Here is an 18434-nt window from a genome sequence, read left to right on the forward strand (position 1 = left end):
GCTTTCAAGCGCCTTTTTCGCCCCCCGCCAAAGTTATCAGGCGGTACAGGTGCCAACTGGCATGCCCCAGCAAAGGCAAGACGATCAACAGCCCCAAAAACCACGGGATCATGGCCACAAACGTCACGACGGCCACGAACACACCCCACCCCAGCATGATCTTCGGGTTCGACCGGACATAGCTGAAACTGGCGATCATCGCAGTCACGAAGTCCAGTTCCCGGTCCAGCAACATCGGGATCGAAAGGACGGTGATCATGTATAGAATAAGCGCGAAAATGGCCCCCACGATGCTGCCGACGGCCAGCATAGTCAGGCCATTGGGCGTCATAAAGACCTCTAGCGAACTGGAGACGTTGGTCATGGTCGACAGCCCCATGAACAACGCAAAGATCATATGACCCAAGAAAAACCAGAACAGGAAAATCACCACGATAATCGCGCAGATGGATGGCAATTGACGACGGCTCTGCTGCAGGACAACGCCGAAAACCTCGTTGAAATCCAAAGGCTCACCCTGTTCCAACCGGTGTGACACCTCATACAACCCTACTGCCGCAAAAGGGCCGAGCAATGGGAACCCTATGGTGGCCAGCACCAGCCAGAATGACGTCTGCGTCTGCACCGTGACCCACGCCATGGCCAAGCCAGCCAACACATAGAACCCACCGAACAACAGGCCAAAAACAGGTGCCCGACGAAAATCAGCCCAGGCACGGCGCAACGCCTCGCGCAGCATTCCGGTATCCACAGGTCCCATATCCGGAACCCCAAAGGGTTTTTCCATGCTCTGTCTCTCCTCCTGTTTCCGGCGCTCTCCTCAAGCCGGTCGGTTTTGTGGCCACCCGGTCGCGTCGTGATACGCGGCCCCGATTGACAATACACTCGCATCCGCGCCGCGTGGGCCAAAGACCTGCATGCCCATCGGCAACCCACCTGCCCCAAACCCTACCGGCACCGACAGACACGGCAAGCCAATCAAGCTGACTGGAATCATGACCTGCATCCAGCGGTGATAGGTATCCATGCTATTACCGGCAATCTCAGTGGGATACGGAAGCTCAAGTTCAAACGGCCAGACCTGAGTAGACGGCAGGATCAACGCATCAAATCCTTCGAACAGTTCAGCCGCGCGCCGGAACCAATCCGATCGTACAACACTCGCCTTATGCACCTGCATCGCCGTCAGGGCTTGCCCCTGGTCAAGTTCCCATTGCGCTGTGTCCTTCAACTGCGCCCGTTGTTCAGACTGAGGGGCCAGACTTGCCGCCACGCTCCAGGATCGTAAGGTCGACCAGCTTTCGAATATGCGTTCCGCGTCAAAGGGCGGCGCAACAGCTTCAACCTGCGCCCCCTGCTGTACAAAAACGGACAGCGCATCCTGGCACAGATCCAAAATACCATCCTCAAACGGGAACGCCCCGCCCCAGTCGCCCAGCCAGCCAATCCGCATACCGGCCAGATCGGCCGCCTGAACTGGGGACACCGCAGCATTGTGCGGGGTTGCAGGATGCCGTGGGTCCGGCCCTGAAATCACGTCCAACAACACACCCAGATCTTCCGGGGCTCGTGCCATTGGGCCAAGCGTGGACAGTTGGTGAAGGAATACGTCGCCCACAGGTTCCGGCGGCACACGTCCCCAACTTGGGCGAAACCCATAGACATTGTTCCAGGCCGCCGGATTACGCAGACTGCCCATCATGTCAGAGCCATCCGCCAGCGCCACCATCCCGGTGGCTAGCGCAACGGCTGCCCCACCCGATGATCCACCACATGTCTTAGAGCGATCATATGGGTTACGCGTGGCGCCATAAACGGGATTGAACGTGTGCGAGCCCAAGCCAAACTCTGGCGTATTTGTTTTACCGATCAGGATTGCGCCGGCCGCCCGCATCCGTGCGGCTATCAGATCGTCATGTTCGGGTACATGATCGCGATACAGCGGTGATCCTTGCGACGACACCACTCCGGCGACATTCACCAGATCTTTGACCGCGATCGGCAGCCCATGCAACGGGCCCGTCACTGACCCCGCATCCAGCGCACGCGCCTCGGCCATCAGCGCCTCTTCATCGCGCAGCGCAACAATCGCATTCAGAGGCGGGTTGACCGCCGCAATGCGATCCAAGGTTTCACGCATCAGATCAGCGGCTAAGAGACGCCGGGCCGAAAGCGCCGCCAACAAGGCAGTTGCGGTTGTCTGACTTAAATCCATCCGGGACCCATCGCATTCAGTGTTACCAAGTCGCGATCAGCCTAGCGAGGCCGCAACCCCATTTAAACCCGTGTTTTACATATACCTTTTACCACGCACACCGCAGTGCACGGATCAGCTACATCTGGCCAAAAACATCCCGGGGGAGTCTCCGCCTGCGGAGACGGGGGCAGCGCCCCCTTGCGGCGTCTCAGCCGTCGCCTTGTGCCTCGGAGCGGCTCTTGCCCGCCACATCCATCGCAAGGGTGGCAGCCATGAACCCATCCAGGTCGCCATCCAGTACACCTTTGGTGTCGGATGTCTCATGGTTGGTGCGCAGATCCTTGACCATCTGATAGGGCTGCAAAACATAAGACCGGATCTGGTTGCCCCAGCCCGCATCACCTTTGGCCTCATGTGCCGCGTTGATGTCCGCGTTGCGACGGTCCAATTCCTGCTGATACAGGCGCGATTTCAGGGCCTTCATGGCAATATCGCGGTTCTGGTGTTGCGACTTCTCAGAACTGGTCACGACGATCCCTGTCGGAATGTGCGTAATTCGAACCGCCGAGTCCGTGGTGTTCACGTGCTGACCACCCGCGCCCGAAGACCGATATGTGTCGATGCGAATTTCGGACGGGTTCACCTCAATCTCGATATTGTCGTCGACCACCGGATAGACCCAGACCGAGCTGAACGAAGTGTGCCGCTTGGCTGCCGAGTCAAATGGCGAAATGCGCACCAGACGATGCACGCCGCTTTCGGATTTCAGCCATCCATAGGCGTTGTGACCCGAAATCTTGTAGGCGGCGGATTTGATGCCAGCCTCTTCGCCCGCAGTCTCGGACTGCAGCTCGACAGTGTACCCCTTCTTCTCAGCCCAGCGGACATACATCCGCGCCAGCATCGAGGCCCAGTCACAGCTTTCGGTGCCACCGGCACCCGAGTTGATTTCAAGGAACGTGTCATTGCCGTCGGCCTCGCCATCCAGCAGCGCCTCAAGCTCTTTCTTGGCGGCCTTCGCCCCCAATTTCTGAATGGCGTCTTCGGCGTCGGTGACGACCTCTTCGTCCTCTTCCATCTCACCAAGTTCGATCAGCTCGATATTGTCGCTCAGATCGGTCTTGATCGACTCATAAGTTTCAATGGCGTCCACCAACATCTGACGTTCGCGCATCAGTTTTTGCGCGTTCTCGGGGTTGTCCCACAGGTTGGGATCTTCGACCCGCGCGTTGAATTCCTCAAGACGATGAGGGGCGGTCTCATAGTCCATGCGCTGCGCCAGCAGCTCCAGCGACTTTTCGATTTCCGCCACGGTGTTCTGGGTTTCGGCGCGCATGGTCTTGTCCCAACTTGCTCAATCAGGCCTGCGTGATAGCAAGAGGCGCGGGCCACCACAAGACGGGCGAGACGGAATGCAAAACGCACTGAACGAGTTTCTGACCAGATGGGATTTGGAAGACCCTCAGCTCGTTGCGGATACCGGGCATGCACATGTGTGGAAGGTCCGAACTTTGGACAACACGCTCGCCGCCCTCAAGATCTATCGCCGCCCAAACCGTGGCAATGAAACAGCTGGTCCGCACCTGATGCATCTGTGGCGTGACCGGGGTGCTGTGCACATACTGGCCGAGGCGCCCAACGCCGTCTTGACGGAATGGCTTGAAGGCCCATCGCTTGGGGACATCGCGCGGTCAAGCTGCCCGGATAAGGCGATAAGTGGTCTGGCGACGGCAGCGGATCGACTGCACCAAAGCCCGACCATCGACGCGCCCGGGCTGAAACCGCTTCAGGAAGTCTTCGCACCAGTTTTTGACTGTCAATTCTCGGACGATTGCCCGACCCGGCTACGGCAAAACATGATGCAAGCGATCAGCATTGGCCGTCACCTTCTGGACACGCAGGATACGGTTGTTCCGCTGCACGGGGATCTGCATCATGACAACGTGATCGCAACACCCGCCGGGCCTCGGGTATTTGACGCCAAGGGGTACATCGGCGATCCGGCTTTTGAGCTGGCCAACGCCCTGCGCCACCCCAAAGGCATGCCAGAGTGGGTTCGCCGACCTGAACAGATTAAATTCGGCCTGGCGCTATACGCGACCGCCATGCAGGTTGACGAAAGACGACTTGCCAAATGGGCTGCCGCGAAATGTGCTCTGTCGATCTTCTGGCGCGCAGATGGCACCGTCACAAATGACCCGGAAGAAGACCTGTTGAACCTACTCCTGCAGGTAGCGGATCAGTAAAGACCGCCGCCCTGCAGATCACCCTGGCTGGCGTTGGGGCCAACAGTGATTGTGTTGCCAGTCGACGTGGTGACCTGACGGCCAGAGTTGGCCTCTTCGAACAGAGGCAGGTCGGAGCCCATCGCAAAGCCACCGTCATAGACACGGTCGATAAAGCCGTCGACGCCATCGCGGAAATATTCAGCCACAACATAGTCACCGGAAGCATCGGCAGGCAGGCGCGCGCCACTGAAGCGGTCGATCTTGATGAAGTGGCCACCTTCGGGCACATCAAACGGACCGCCCCCGTATTTTTCGACCGCTTTCTCCATGAAGCTTTGGAACACTGGTCCGCACAACGTGCCCCCATAGGCCCCCCGCCCCATCGGACGCGGGCGGTCATAACCGATATAGCAACCAGCAACGATGTTCGAGGTGAAGCCGATGAACCACGCATCCTTGGATTCGTTCGTCGTACCCGTTTTACCCGCAGTCGGCACCGGCAGATTGACAACACTGGACGCGGTCCCACGATCCACCACACCTTTCATCATCGACGTCAGCTGATACGCGGTGATCGCATCCATGACCTGAGAGCGATTGGTCTCGATGGTGGGCGACTCGTCCGGCTCAAGCCAGGCCGAGTTACAATCCAGACATTGCCGGTCATCATGGCGGTAGATCGTCTTACCGAACCGATCCTGAATACGGTCAACCAGAGTGGGTTCCACCCGCTCCCCGCCATTTGCGAACATCGCGTACGCGGCGACCATCTTGTACAGCGTGGTTTCTTCCGACCCCAGCGAGTTCGCCAGGAACGCGCCCATACGGTCATAGACACCAAACCGTTCCGCGTAGCCAGCGACAACAGGCATGGTCACCTCTTGCGCCAGACGAATGGTCATCAGGTTCCGTGACTGTTCGATCCCCGTGCGCAGCGGCGTTGGGCCGTAGAATTTGTTCGACGAGTTCTTGGGCCGCCACAGACCTTGGGGGGTGTTCACCTCAATCGGGGCATCCACAACGATAGTTGCGGGGCTATAACCACTGTCCAGCGCAGCCGCGTAGACGAAAGGTTTGAAGCTGGAACCGGGTTGGCGCTGCGCCTGCGTGGCGCGGTTGAACACCGAATCCTGATACGAGAACCCACCCTGCATCGCCAGAACACGGCCCGAGTTCACGTCCATCGCAACAAAGCCACCCTGCACTTCAGGCACCTGACGTGCAGACCACTGGCCTTCTTCCCCGGCCATAACCAGAATGACGTCGCCACGTTTGAAGTTCGCTGCGAAATCACCTTGCATCCATTTGATATCGGAACGTGGGATGATGCCGTCGGCCGGCCCGTCCTCTATCCCCACGGTCAATTGCTGTTCACCGACGTTCATCACAACAGCCGGATACCACTGCGTCGGAAGCACAACGTCACGGGGGATTTCTATGATGGCCAACACTTCGCGCCACTGAGTTTCGTCGGTCAGTTTTTCTTCCGCAATAACCTCACCCGTCCCGCGCCATTTCCCGCGCGAGCGGTCGTATTTTTGCAATGCGGTACGCAGGGCTTTGGCGGCCTCAAGCTGCATTTCCTCGTCAACCGACGCACGGACAGCAAAGCCGCCGGTAAAGAACTCACCCTCGCCGAAATCGTCGCTCAGCTGGCGGCGAATTTCGTCGGTGAAATAGTCGCGCGGCGGCAGCGCGGTGCGGAAACTCTCGAAATCGCCATTCTGGACCGAGCGGAGGGGCATTTCGACTTCGGCCTCATAAGTCGCCTGATCGATATACCCATTCTGGTTCATCTCGCGCAAAACATAGTCCCGACGTGCAAGCAGACGCTCTTTTTGCCGAACCGGATGATAATCCGACGGTGCCTTGGGCATCGCGGCCAATGTCGCGGCCTCGTGCGGCTCCAACTCTTGCAGGGTCTTGTTGAAATAGGTCTGTGCGGCGGCGGTCACACCATAAGAGTTCTGACCCAGAAAGATCTCGTTCATGTAAAGTTCGAGGATCTGTTCCTTGTCCAGCGTATCCTCAAGCCGAGTGGCGAGGATGATTTCCTTGATTTTCCGCTCGGCGCGGCGGTCGCCGGACAGCAGGAAATTCTTCATCACCTGCTGTGTAATGGTCGATGCACCGCGAACGGTTTCACCCTTGGACTTCACCGCCTCAACACCAGCAGCAATGATACCGCGCGGATCGTAACCCTGGTGGGTGTAGAAATTCTTGTCCTCAGCCGAGATAAACGCCTGCTTCACCAGATCGGGAATCTCTTCGGACGGTGTGAACAGGCGACGTTCCTGCGCGAACTCGTCGATCAACTGGCCTTCGCCTGAATAGATTCGGCTGATCGTGGGCGGTTTGTACTGCGCCAACGATTCATGGCTGGGCAGGTCGCGCCCATACATCCAGAAGATCGCGCCTACGACCAGCGCGGCCATGAAGATACCCAATGTCACGAGGCTGAAGATCGCCCCGAAAATCGAAAGAATGAAACGGATCACGTTACTGCCTTTTACTCGCGGTGACGCCTATATAGTGATGGCCCGGCGCAGGGTCAAAACACGATGGCCAATAATAGCCGGTTTACGCCGCAGGGTCACTGACCAATCAGGGATCTTTTGATCAGGTCGTCCTGCCGCCATTTCTTCAGACCATCGACAATGCCCTGCGCCATTCCAACGCGCCATTCCGGGTTCCTGATATTCTGCAGGTCCCGGGGGCTGGACAGAAACCCAAGCTCGACCAAAACCGAAGGAATATCCGCTGCCTTGAGAACCGAGAAGGACGCCGTGCGGATCGGCCTGCTGTTCATCGGGCCGCCCTGTTGTGTCATGCCATCTGCCAACGCACGGGCCAGCGCATCAGTTCGGGGCTTGGTTTCCTGCCGCGCGATATCCAGCAGAATATCGGCCACCTGGTCATCCGCACCGCTCAGATCGATCCCCGAGATCAGGTCACCGCGGTCATGACGTTCCGCCAGCTTGTCACTGGCCACATCAGATGCTTCGTCCGACAAAGTATATACTGCGGCACCATGCGCGCGCCCTTCAGACAGGATATCTGCATGCAATGAGATAAACACATCCGCACCGGCCCTATGCGCCAGCGCGATGCGCCGTTCGAGCGAGACGAATTGGTCATCAACCCGCGTCATCACCACTTCGAACCCTCCGGTCCGCAATAAATGCTCGCGAAGCTCGCGCGCGAAAGTCAGCATCAGAGTCTTTTCGTCCAATCCGTCGGCCTCGGCCCCCGGGTCAATACCGCCATGGCCGGGGTCAAGCATGACCCGCAACGCGCCTGCCCCGCCCTGGCGCGGCTGGGTCGCTGTCACTGCGGGTTCGGGCAAATCCCAACCTTGTTGACGGGGTGCGCCTGCGCCAGCGGCGAATGAATCGAAATCGGTTCCTTGCAGAAGCAGCGACAGTTGCGCGCCTCCAGCCGTTTGATCAATTTTCATTTCGGCGCGGTCGACGGCCAAGGGCGCGCCAAGTTCCAGAACCATCCGAGACCAACCGGGAACGTATGCTCCGAATTGAACACCGCTGATACGATCGGTTTGCAGAAGCGCTTCGCGGTCAAGCCCGGTCCAGTCAACCTCTTGAAAATCAAGTACCATGCGGTAGGGATCTTGCAATGTGAACACGCGGTAAGGGACACCCTGGCTGAGGCCCAGATCGACCCTCACCCCTGCGCGACCTTCGTCCACAATGCGACTGTCATCCGGCAACACGCGCGCAAGCGCGCTGAAGTCATGCGCGACGGCGGCAGTCGACAGCACCCAAAACAGCGCAATGGCGTAAATGATCCTGCTCATGGCCTCAAGTTTTCCCGAGATCGTTTGTCTGGCACTCTATCGCATCCGGGGCCCGTTGTGAACGGCTCAGGCCTGTTCCGTGATCGCACCGCGATCCGCCATAAAGCGGTGCAGGCGCTGCAGACCCTCTTCGATGTCCGCCGTCGATCGCGCGTATGAAAACCGCAGCGTTGTATGACCGCGCAGCGGGTCGAAATCCAGCCCCGGCGTGACGGCTACCCCCGCCTTTTCTAACACCTCGGCCGCAAAGGCCCGGCTGTCGTCGGTCAGGTCCGAGACGTCGGCGTAGACATAAAACGCCCCATCTGGCGGCGCGATATTGGTGAAACCGGCCTTGGGCAGCCCGTCCAGCATCAATTGGCGGTTGCGGCGATAAACATCCAGATTGGCCTGCAATTCATCGTTGCAGTCCATTGCCGCCAGCGCAGCCACTTGGCTGGCGTGCGGCGCACAGATGAACATGTTCTGAGCGATCCGCTCAACCACCCTCACCTGATCTTCGGGAACCACCATCCAGCCAACGCGCCAGCCGGTCATCGAGAAATACTTGGAAAACGAGTTGATCACATAGCAGTCATCCGTCAGCTCCAGCGCGGTGACGGCTTTGGCCTCATATTCCAGCCCATGGTAAATCTCATCACTGATGAACGAAGCGCCCTGCCCTTGTGCGGCGTCAATAAGCGCGCCCATGGCTCTGTGATCCAGCATCGTGCCCGTGGGGTTCGCAGGCGACGCAACCATCAGGCCCTGCAGGTCGAGCCCTGCGAAATCGGATGGCACGGGTTGCAGCCGGTTTTCGGGTGCGGTGGGCAGATCGACAGGGACCAGACCTAACGCTTTCAGAATTTGCCGGTAAGAGGGATAGCCCGGCGCGCCGATACCTACGCGGTCGCCGCTATCAAACAAGGCAGTGAAAGCCAGCAGAAACCCGCCGGACGACCCTGGTGTAATCACGACGCGGTCGGGGTTGAGATCGACGTTATACCACTCACCGTACAGGCTTGCGATCCGTTGCCGCAGCGCGGGCAGACCCAAAGCCACGGTATAGCCCAGCGGGCCTTGATCCATTTCTCTGGCCAAGGCCTGAACGGCCCCTTTGGGCGCGCCCGTTCCCGGCTGGCCGACCTCCATATGAATGATGTGCCGCCCGGCCTCTTCAGCGCGGCGCGCGGCCTCCATCACATCCATCACGATGAAGGGATCGACCCCGGATCGGGTTGAGTTTCTCATGCCCATCTCCCATGTTGCAGCCATGGCTTTTGAACGCTTATCCAAGCTGGCGTCAATCCCGGCCCTGTTGCTGATTGCAGTGACATGGTTGAGCAGTGCGTTTCAGTCCAGCGCTCAAAGCCTGATCCGCGACCCCGATATCGAGCACGGGTTGCGCGAATTGGCCTTTCCCATTCTGCGGGCCGCCGGGCTAAACACCAATCGGGTGAAAATTCTGGTCGTCAATGACAGCACGTTCAACGCATTTGTCATTGATTACAACGCAATATACGTAAATTACGGGCTAATCCTGACCGTCGAAAGCCCCGAGATGCTGCAAGCCGTGATCGCGCATGAGGCGGCTCATATCGCCAACGGCCATCTGGCCAGACGGGTTGAAAACATGCGCGCCGCACAGCGCAAAGCCCAGCTGGGCACTGCGCTGGCCCTAATCGCCGCAGCCGCAGGTGGTGGCGAGGCCGCAGCGGGAATCGCCGCTGGCACATCCGCGTCTGCCCTGCGCAGTTTTCTTGGGCACACACGGGCAGAAGAGGCATCGGCCGACCGCAGTTCGGCCAGCTACCTGCGCGCGGCGGGGATCTCACCCAACGGGATGGTTGCCCTTCACCAAAAGTTTGCAGGTCAGGAGTTGCTGAACACCGCCAACCAAGACCCCTATATGCGATCCCATCCCACCAGCCGCGAACGGCTGCGCGCCGCTGAGGCGTTTGTGGGCGAGTTCAGCGATCATGCGTCACCAAACCCCAACGCCGACTACTGGTTCGCGCGGGTCAAGGGCAAGCTATCGGCCTTCCTGCGTTCGCCGGGCTGGACCTTGCGCCGGTTGAAAGAGGAAAGCGCGCAGGACATCCGCCTGATGCGCGAAGCCGCCGCACATCATCAAAACCGCGATCTGGCCCGCGCAAGGGCAGCGATCGACGGCGCGCTGGAAATCCGGCCCGATGATCCGTTCTTTTATGAGCTAAAAGGGCAAATTCTGCTGGAAAACAGAAAGTTGCCAGACGCAATTAAAGCTTATGGACAGGCAGTTGAGATGTCGCCAAATGATCCATTGCTTCTGGCGGGGTACGGGCGCGCCTTGCTGGCAGATGGGCAGACGACCGACGCCCTGAAGGTGCTTGAAAAGGCACGCGCGCGGGACTATCGCAATGCACGACTGATGCAGGACCTTGGAATGGCTTACGCCAAGGTCGGAAATAACGGCATGGCCTCGGCCGTGACCGCAGAACGCTATGCCCTGCAAGGCCGCCTGGTCGATGCAGGCATTCACGCAAAACGCGCCGTCGGGCAATTGCCCGAAGGTTCACCTGGTTGGCAACGGGCACAGGATGTGTTGATTGCCTCGGAACGAGCGAAGAAAAAGAAAAGGAACCGGAAATGATCCTCAGACATGCTGCACCCGCCCTTCTGGGGCTTTCCCTGATCACCAGCCCCGCGCAGGCCCTGGACCTGAGCACCATGAGCGATGCCGAACGCGAGCAGTTCGGTGTGCAGGTGCGCGAGTACCTTCTGGAAAACCCCGAAGTGATCATCGAAGCAATCAACATTCTTGAACAGCGTAACGCTGTGGCCGAAGCTTCCGCTGACAAGGAACTGGTCGCCGCCAATGCGGACGAGCTGTTCAACGACGGCTATAGCTGGGTTGGCGGCAACCCGGATGGCGACATCACTCTGGTCGAATTCATGGATTACCGCTGCGGCTACTGTCGCCGCGCCGTGCCCGAAGTCGCGAGCCTGTTGGCCGAAGATGGCAACATCCGCCTTGTGATCAAGGAATTTCCGATCTTGGGCGACGCCTCGGTCCTGTCTTCGCGCTTTGCGGTCGCAACCAAACATGTGGCTGGCGCTGACGCCTACAAACAGGTCCATGACGCGCTGATGGAATTCGGTGGAGAGCCTTCCGAAGTCTCCCTGCGCCGGATCTCGGATGGCCTTGGCCTGGACAGCGATGCGATCATTGCGGCCATGGACAGCGAGCAGGTTACGGATGAAATCGGTCAGACCCGTGCGCTGGCGCAGCGTATGCAGATTTCGGGAACACCTTCATTTGTTCTGGGCACAGAGATGCTGCGTGGGTTCCTGCCAGCGGATCAGATGAAGCAGATTGCGGACGGTGTGCGCGCAGAACAGGGTTGAATTGGCGGGGCGGCTCTGCCCGCCCCAAACTTTCATGTACACAGCAGAGACCCCTTAGTATCTAGCGGACATCCTTCGGCCAAGGATTTGTAAGGGCCGCGTCCCTGCCACCACTTGCACTATGAAACACAAAGTAGCTGCGCAGCATGTAATCCATTGCAAAAGCGCTGTAGCGTTCGGCCTGTTTCGGCTCAATTCCAAAACGGTCCGTTAAAAAATTTGCCAACTGCGGTTCTGCCCTTTTGTATTCGCGCTTCAGATTGCGATAGAAAACCGCCCTGGCCGGAATCTGGTCTGCCCAAACTGCCAAACCGCCATCGACCTCATCGCGAGTGTTGTATAGGGGCCGGGTCAACGCCCAAGGTCGTTCACTGATCAGAGCCCATTTCTGTTCGACCCGGCTGCGAATACGCGCAGTAGGTTGCAACGTCCCTTCATTGGTGCCCGGCCCCAATGCTTCGTCCGCCAAGAGTGCAAAACGCCTGACCGCCACGGGCATCGCTTCAAGCCCAGTGGGGCGATCCGGTACAAAATCGATCCAGCACGGTAGAATCATCTCATCAATGGTCGGCACCATGATGTCCCATATACCCCACTTTGCATGCTGATGCCTCTGGTTGATCACCCAGAACGCGCCGCCCTTTTCGTCGGAATTTTTCAGAATCGTCGGAGCCTGCCATTGGTCGTCTTGCAGCAAAGAGGGCATGTCGACCTGGCCTCGCGGCAAGGACCACAAGGCCTCGAAAAATTCTTCAAATCTCTGGTTCTGATCCAAGTAAAAAAGGAAAAACCAATTTCCTCTCCAACTATGAGTGGAGGACCAAACTACCAGCCGCTTACCGTTTTGTGGCACACGTTGCCAATAGTACTCATCATAATTTCTCGGGTTGCCCTTCGGTTCTTTTCCCTCGAAGGACTCAGCGTCATACAAGGTGTATCCACCACTGATCAGCGAGCCAGACCTGTCAACAAAATCGTTCAGCCGAGACAGAACAATCTGCGCATTTGTATCCGCCGGATCAATATCGGGCCACTTAATATCAGGAAGGGTCGATTCAAACGCCCAATCTGCCATCCCTTTGGCAATCTGGCATTCTTGATATTCTGTATCACCGATAAGAGCAGGAAAGTCTCGCGCTGAGCCTACATTGGGTAGTGTCAATAGCATCAAAGCTACTAGGACGCAGGATTTTTTAACCAAGATGAAGAACCTATCAGTGCAGCAAAACTCACACTTACAAAGGTATCTGAAACCCCAGAATGCTACCATTTATTTCGTTGGGGCTATTCCGCAGCCTCAGCCGCAGAATCAAGTTCCGCGGCTTTCTTCTCGACCTCACCGACGATGTGGTCGATCATCTGCTCGTTGGACATCTTGTGGCTGGCCTTACCTGCCAGATAAACCATGCCCGATCCGGCCCCGCCGCCGGTGAAACCGACATCGGTCATCAACGCCTCACCCGGCCCGTTCACCACGCAGCCGATGATCGAAAGGCTCATCGGTGTTTTGATATGTTCCAGACGCTGCTCCAATGCCTCGACCGTTTTGATCACGTCGAACCCCTGCCGCGCGCAGGAGGGGCACGAGATGATGTTCACGCCGCGATGGCGCAGGCCCAGAGATTTCAGGATCTCAAAGCCCACTTTTACTTCTTCGACCGGGTCAGCGGACAAGCTGACACGGATCGTGTCGCCAATACCCATCCACAGCAGATTACCCAGCCCGATGGCCGATTTGATGGTGCCTGACACCAGTCCGCCAGCCTCGGTGATGCCTAAGTGGATCGGCGCGTCCGTGGCCTCGGCAATGCCCTGATAGGCCGCGGCCGACAGGAAGACGTCGCTGGCCTTCACACTGATCTTGAACTCGTGAAAGTTGTTGTCCTGCAGGATGCGAATATGCTCCAACCCGCTTTCGACCATCGCCTCGGGACATGGTTCGCCATATTTTTCAAGCAGGTGCTTTTCCAGACTACCGGCGTTCACACCGATGCGGATCGAGCAATTATGGTCCTGCGCGGCCTTGATAACCTCTTTCACACGCTTTTCATCGCCGATATTGCCCGGGTTGATGCGCAGGCATGCGGCACCCGCCTCGGCAGCTTCGATACCGCGGCGATAGTGAAAGTGGATGTCGGCCACGATGGGAACCGGGCTTTCGCGCACGATCTCTTTCAATGCTTTCGATGACGCCTCATCAGGGACGGAAATGCGCACGATATCGGCACCTGCCTCTGCCGCGGCCTGAACCTGCGCAACGGTCCCTGCAACATCCGTTGTCAGGGTGTTCGTCATCGTCTGGACAGCAATGGGTGCATCGCCCCCGACCGGAACATTTCCAACCATGATCTGGCGGGATTTGCGGCGGTAGATATTGCGCCACGGGCGGACGTGATTAAGGGACATGAGGACGGGTCCAAAGCTGCCTGAGTTGCGTCTTTAAATAGTCCGCCTACCCGGCCACCGCAATGGCCAGATCACTCAGCCGGCGTTTCAGGTACTTCCGACTGAAGTTCGGCCACCAATTGTTTGAGGGCGCTGTTCTGTTCGGATTCCAGATCGGCGATCTCATAGCGTTCGGCAACCGCGTCCTTAGACAGCAGAACCCCTTTGGTCACTGTGCCCGGCGCGCCGACGGGCCCAAAATGTTCACCATTCATCGAGAAATAAACGGAACCCGAAGCCCCTGCGCGCAGTTGCGGTGGTTCTTCGGTCAGCGGAATTTCGAATGTATTGCCCTGCTCGACCGTACCCAATGTGCCTTCAAACAGAACGCTTCCATCGGCGGCGCGAATACGCATCCACGATGGCGCAACGGCCACGATCTTCAGTGCGGTATCAACCTGTTCAACAACCTGCGGCAATGCGAGACGTTCAACAGTGTGCACCTCGGCCACTTCGATCCGGGGCGCCTCTGGCGGGCGGAACGTTCCGACAGTGCGAGGGTCCAATGTGGCAATCGGCGCGTCACGTGCCACAAGAACCGGAACATCCAGCGCCTGTGGGCGATAAAGACGATCCAGCGCCTCGGGGGTCGGTGCTGTGGATTCTGCTGCTTCGGCAAGTTCTACCGGAGCGCGGGCTGCATCCAACGGGTCGAGATCGGACAGAACCACCGGGGCCTGTTCGACCGGGCTCACCTGAACCTGTTGGATTTTGTTCAATACAGCCCAACCGCCATAGCCAATGCCACCAATCACAGCCAGCAAGACCAGAGACGACCCAATGGCGCGGGGCTCAATCTGGCTGACCAGAGATTCCCTGCCTGGGATGTAAGGTGTATTCGGCGAGATGAACGGATCGCGCCCCATCGGACCCCGCGCGGGCAACCCGCCGGATGGTTTACGAACAACCGAAGCCTCGGCTGACATACCATGGGCCACTTCGAAACCGCTTTCGGCGCAGAACGTGGCAAAGGTATCATCCGGGTTCATACCCAGATAACGCGCATAAGAACGCACATACCCGGCGATGAAGCCGGGTGTGTCAAACGCATCGGGATCAGCGTCTTCGATTGCAGCTATGTAGTTGGCTTTGATCCGCAGTTCGCGCTGAACATCCAGAAGAGACTTACCCATGGTCGCGCGTTCGCCGCGCATCCTGTCGCCAAGCCGTACCTCATAGTCGTCAAAGCCCTTCGGCCTGACGTCCGTGTTTTCTTCGGAATCGCGCTGTGATCTGCGCCCAATCATCCCTGCTGCCCCATTCTGCCTTGCGCGTGTTACACGCCAACGGCGAATCGCCTACGTAACGATTCGTGCGTCTCTTTTGTTAGCGTAAGCTTAACACGCGACAAACGCATTGCACACTTTGGCGTGAGGTTAACCTGCAAGTTCGGCGCGATTTAGCGCACAATGTGACCAAAGTTCGTCCATCGCATGGATCAATCGGTTCATTTCACCCGGTCCGTGGATCGGTGACGGGGTAAAACGCAGGCGTTCCGTGCCGCGCGGCACGGTCGGGAAGTTGATCGGCTGGACGTAAATTCCATGGTCATCCAGCAGCCGGTCACTCAGGATTTTGGTGTGTACCGGGTTGCCGACGATCACAGGTACGATGTGGCTGCCGTGATCGATCAACGGTAGGCCCATCCCTTTCAGACGCAGCTTAAGCACCTTGGCCTGTGTCTGATGCTGCTCACGCAACTCTGACGCACCTTTCAGATAGGCCACCGAAGCGGCAGCACCGGCGGCAACGGCCGGAGGCAGCGACGTCGTGAAGATGAAGCCTGGCGCGTAAGAGCGCACAGCGTCACACATTTTTTCACTGGCGGCGATATAGCCCCCCATCACGCCATAGGCCTTGGCAAGTGTTCCGTTGATGATGTCGATGCGATGCGCCAAACGATCGCGTTCGGTCACGCCACCACCGCGCGGGCCGTACATGCCAACAGCGTGCACCTCGTCGATGTAGGTCAGCGCGCCAAATTCATCTGCCAGGTCGCAAATCTCTTCGATCGGGCCGAAATCACCGTCCATCGAATAGACAGATTCGAACGCGATCAGTTTGGGTGTCGCAGGATCGTCGGCCTCAAGCAGTTCGCGCAGATGCGCGACATCGTTGTGGCGGAAGATACGCTTGTCGCCGCCATTGCGGCGCACGCCTTCGATCATTGAAGCATGGTTCAGTGCATCGGAATAAATGATCAGACCGGGGAATAGTTTCGGCAAAGTGCTGAGCGTCGCGTCATTCGCGATATAGGCGCTGGTGAACAGCAACGCTGCCTCTTTGCCGTGCAGATCGGCCAGCTCAGCCTCAAGCTGCTTGTGATAGACCGTGGTACCCGAGATGTTACGCGTTCCGCCCGAACCCGCACCAGCAGCATCAACCGCATCATGCATAGCATTCAGAACAACCGGATTCTGACCCATACCCAAATAGTCGTTTCCACACCACACCGTGATATTCTGCTGCGAGCCATCCGGACGCGTCCGTACAGCGTGCGGGAAATGACCCTTCTGGCGTTCGATATCAATAAAGGTCCGATAACGGCCTTCGTCATGCAGCCTGGCAATCGCTGAATCGAGCTGAGCAGTATAGTCCACCAGTTTCTCCTTCTGTGCCCGACATAGACGTGCTGTTTGTCGAACCCGTTATTTCCCCGAATGACGGATCAAGCCGTCCCCGCGGTTTGCTTCCCCTTGAGTACCTTGCCTAGTGGCATTGCAGGAGTCGCAGCATTGATCTGTATCAATTATCCCTGTTCACGCCCCCCGACAAGTAAAGTTACGGCCATAAGACGCGAGGAAACGACGCAGGCGATAACCCTGCCACACATTCTGTTTCCGACAGTATACTGCAAATCCTGCCGATACGCACTGGACGGCGCCGCCGGTGCTGATAGGTTCCGCAGCAGTTCACGCCATTCAGGAGAAGCTCATGTCGCTAGACGCTGTTCTGAGCAAGATCGATTCCGATCTGACCACTTCCATCGACCGTTTGATGGAGTTTCTGCGCATCCCGTCGATCTCGACCGACCCCGCATACAAAGAGCAGGTCGACCAGGCCGCTGACTGGCTGGTCGCCGACCTGCAAAGTATTGGCATTGCAGCCGAAAAGCGCGAAACGCCGGGCCACCCTATGGTTGTAGGTCATGTAGGCGAGGACAGCGACGGACCGCATGTTCTGTTCTACGGTCACTACGACGTCCAACCCGTTGATCCATTAGAGCTTTGGAACCGCCCCCCGTTTGATCCAGCGTTGGAAGAGACTGAAAACGGTCAAGTTATCCGCGGCCGAGGCTCGTCGGATGACAAAGGCCAGTTGATGACCTTTGTTGAGGCCTGCCGCGCATGGAAGGCGATCCACGGCACTCTGCCCTGCCGCATCACGTTTTTCTTCGAAGGCGAAGAAGAATCCGGCTCGCCCTCGCTGGTTCCGTTCCTGGAAGCCAACAAGGAAGAGTTGAAAGCCGATCTAGCACTGGTCTGCGACACCTCGATGGTCTCGCGTGGCGTGCCCTCCATCGCCTCGCAATTGCGCGGTATGCTCAAGGATGAATTCACCATCATTGGTCCCCGCATCGATCTGCATTCCGGTCACTACGGCGGCCCGGGCCTGAACCCGCTGCGTGAGTTGTCGAAGATCGTCGCCTCGTTCTACGACGACGAAACCGGTCGCGTGGCCGTTGACGGGTTTTACGAAGGTGTACACGAAGTGCCCGTAGAGCAGCTCCGCCAATGGGAAAATTGCGGTTTTGATGAGGCGGAATACCTGAGTTCTGTCGGTTATTCGCAACCGCATGGAGAAAAGGGCTATTCCACACTGGAACAGCAATGGGCACGCCCAACGCTGGAAGTGAACGGCTTGTGGGGCGGCTATAACGGTGCAGGATCGAAAACCGTGATCCCGTCCGAAGCGCACTGCAAGATCACCTGCCGGCTGGTCGGCGACATGGACCCCGATGCCCTGCGCGACAAAGTCCGCAAACATGTCGAAGATCGCCTGTCGCCCGACGCGAAAGTTGTCTGGGACAACGATCTCGAAGGGGCTCCGGCATCGGTGATGAACCTAGATCGCCCCGAATTCGAGGCCGCGCGCGGCGCGTTATCAGATGAGTGGAACCGCGAAGCTGTCTTTACCGGCATGGGCGGTTCGATCCCGGTGGTTGGCTATTTTGATTCGGTTCTCGGACTGGACTCGATGCTCGTCGGCTACGCCAATGACGACGACGCCATCCACTCACCGAACGAAAAGTATGACGTGAAAAGTTTCCACAAGGGCATTCGTTCGTGGGCGCGCATACTGGACGCATTGAATAAATAAGATATTTGCGTGACTCTGCCTCGTGCTCCGTGATGTTTTTAGCCAGATGAAGGAAGGATCCTTC

At 58.0% G+C, this 18434-nt stretch carries 14 protein-coding genes; 4 read left to right on the top strand and 10 right to left on the bottom strand.

What is annotated here, in order from left to right; all coding sequences use genetic code 11:
- Positions 1-4: 4 nt before the first annotated feature.
- The 3 genes from AC2FID_RS11620 to prfB all read right to left on the bottom strand — a co-directional run bounded on the left by AC2FID_RS11620 (position 5) and on the right by prfB (position 3533).
- Positions 5-787, bottom strand: a complete 783-nt coding sequence (locus tag AC2FID_RS11620) for a DUF2189 domain-containing protein (protein ID WP_496836922.1) — start codon at positions 785-787, stop codon at positions 5-7.
- Between the two features lie 33 nt (positions 788-820).
- Positions 821-2215: an amidase gene (locus tag AC2FID_RS11625; protein WP_496836923.1), complete on the bottom strand. Its 1395-nt coding sequence runs from the start codon at positions 2213-2215 to the stop codon at positions 821-823.
- Between the two features lie 190 nt (positions 2216-2405).
- Entirely contained in the window at positions 2406-3533 is a 1128-nt protein-coding gene (prfB, locus tag AC2FID_RS11630) for a peptide chain release factor 2 (protein WP_058277539.1), read from the bottom strand.
- 76 nt (positions 3534-3609) lie between these two features.
- Here prfB and AC2FID_RS11635 point away from each other — a divergent pair, with 76 nt between their 5' ends.
- Positions 3610-4443, top strand: coding sequence for an aminoglycoside phosphotransferase family protein (locus tag AC2FID_RS11635; RefSeq protein ID WP_496836925.1), 834 nt, complete (start codon positions 3610-3612; stop codon positions 4441-4443).
- Here AC2FID_RS11635 and AC2FID_RS11640 read toward each other — a convergent pair.
- The 3 genes from AC2FID_RS11640 to AC2FID_RS11650 form a co-directional block, all read right to left on the bottom strand.
- A complete protein-coding gene (locus tag AC2FID_RS11640) occupies positions 4437-6923 on the bottom strand; it encodes a penicillin-binding protein 1A (RefSeq protein WP_496836927.1) in 2487 nt (828 codons plus the stop codon). The genes AC2FID_RS11635 and AC2FID_RS11640 overlap by 7 nt on opposite strands.
- A 95-nt stretch (positions 6924-7018) precedes the next feature.
- A complete protein-coding gene (locus AC2FID_RS11645) occupies positions 7019-8239 on the bottom strand; it encodes an N-acetylmuramoyl-L-alanine amidase (RefSeq protein ID WP_282151461.1) in 1221 nt (406 codons plus the stop codon).
- Between the two features lie 66 nt (positions 8240-8305).
- Positions 8306-9469, bottom strand: a complete 1164-nt coding sequence (locus AC2FID_RS11650; protein WP_496754372.1) for a pyridoxal phosphate-dependent aminotransferase — start codon at positions 9467-9469, stop codon at positions 8306-8308.
- On the opposite strand from AC2FID_RS11650, the gene AC2FID_RS11655 reads away from it, so the two are divergent.
- Both AC2FID_RS11655 and AC2FID_RS11660 read left to right on the top strand, forming a co-directional pair.
- Positions 9468-10850, top strand: a complete 1383-nt coding sequence (locus tag AC2FID_RS11655) for a M48 family metalloprotease (RefSeq protein WP_496836929.1) — start codon at positions 9468-9470, stop codon at positions 10848-10850. The two genes, AC2FID_RS11650 and AC2FID_RS11655, sit on opposite strands and share 2 nt — an antisense overlap.
- A complete protein-coding gene (locus AC2FID_RS11660) occupies positions 10847-11605 on the top strand; it encodes a DsbA family protein (protein ID WP_496836931.1) in 759 nt (252 codons plus the stop codon). Before AC2FID_RS11655 ends, AC2FID_RS11660 begins: the two co-directional genes overlap by 4 nt.
- Positions 11606-11666: 61 nt before the next feature.
- Here the strand turns inward: AC2FID_RS11660 and AC2FID_RS11665 are convergent, their stop codons facing one another.
- From AC2FID_RS11665 to hemA, 4 genes are all read right to left on the bottom strand, one after another.
- Entirely contained in the window at positions 11667-12773 is a 1107-nt protein-coding gene (locus AC2FID_RS11665) for a hypothetical protein (protein ID WP_472723968.1), read from the bottom strand.
- Positions 12774-12889: 116 nt separating this feature from the next.
- On the bottom strand, positions 12890-14011 hold the full coding sequence (gene ispG, locus AC2FID_RS11670; protein ID WP_496836933.1) for a flavodoxin-dependent (E)-4-hydroxy-3-methylbut-2-enyl-diphosphate synthase: 1122 nt from the start codon (positions 14009-14011) through the stop codon (positions 12890-12892).
- Positions 14012-14082: 71 nt separating this feature from the next.
- Positions 14083-15297 carry a helix-turn-helix domain-containing protein gene (locus AC2FID_RS11675; RefSeq protein ID WP_282169373.1) on the bottom strand — a complete coding sequence of 405 codons (1215 nt, stop codon included), beginning with the start codon at positions 15295-15297 and terminating at the stop codon, positions 14083-14085.
- A gap of 129 nt (positions 15298-15426) precedes the next feature.
- Entirely contained in the window at positions 15427-16650 is a 1224-nt protein-coding gene (hemA, locus tag AC2FID_RS11680; RefSeq protein WP_058273980.1) for a 5-aminolevulinate synthase, read from the bottom strand.
- Positions 16651-16984: 334 nt separating this feature from the next.
- Between hemA and AC2FID_RS11685 the strand changes: the two genes are divergently transcribed.
- Positions 16985-18370: a dipeptidase gene (locus tag AC2FID_RS11685; RefSeq protein WP_496760993.1), complete on the top strand. Its 1386-nt coding sequence runs from the start codon at positions 16985-16987 to the stop codon at positions 18368-18370.
- Positions 18371-18434: the final 64 nt, after the last annotated feature.

It is taken from the genome of Ruegeria sp. CDSC068 (assembly GCF_059610545.1).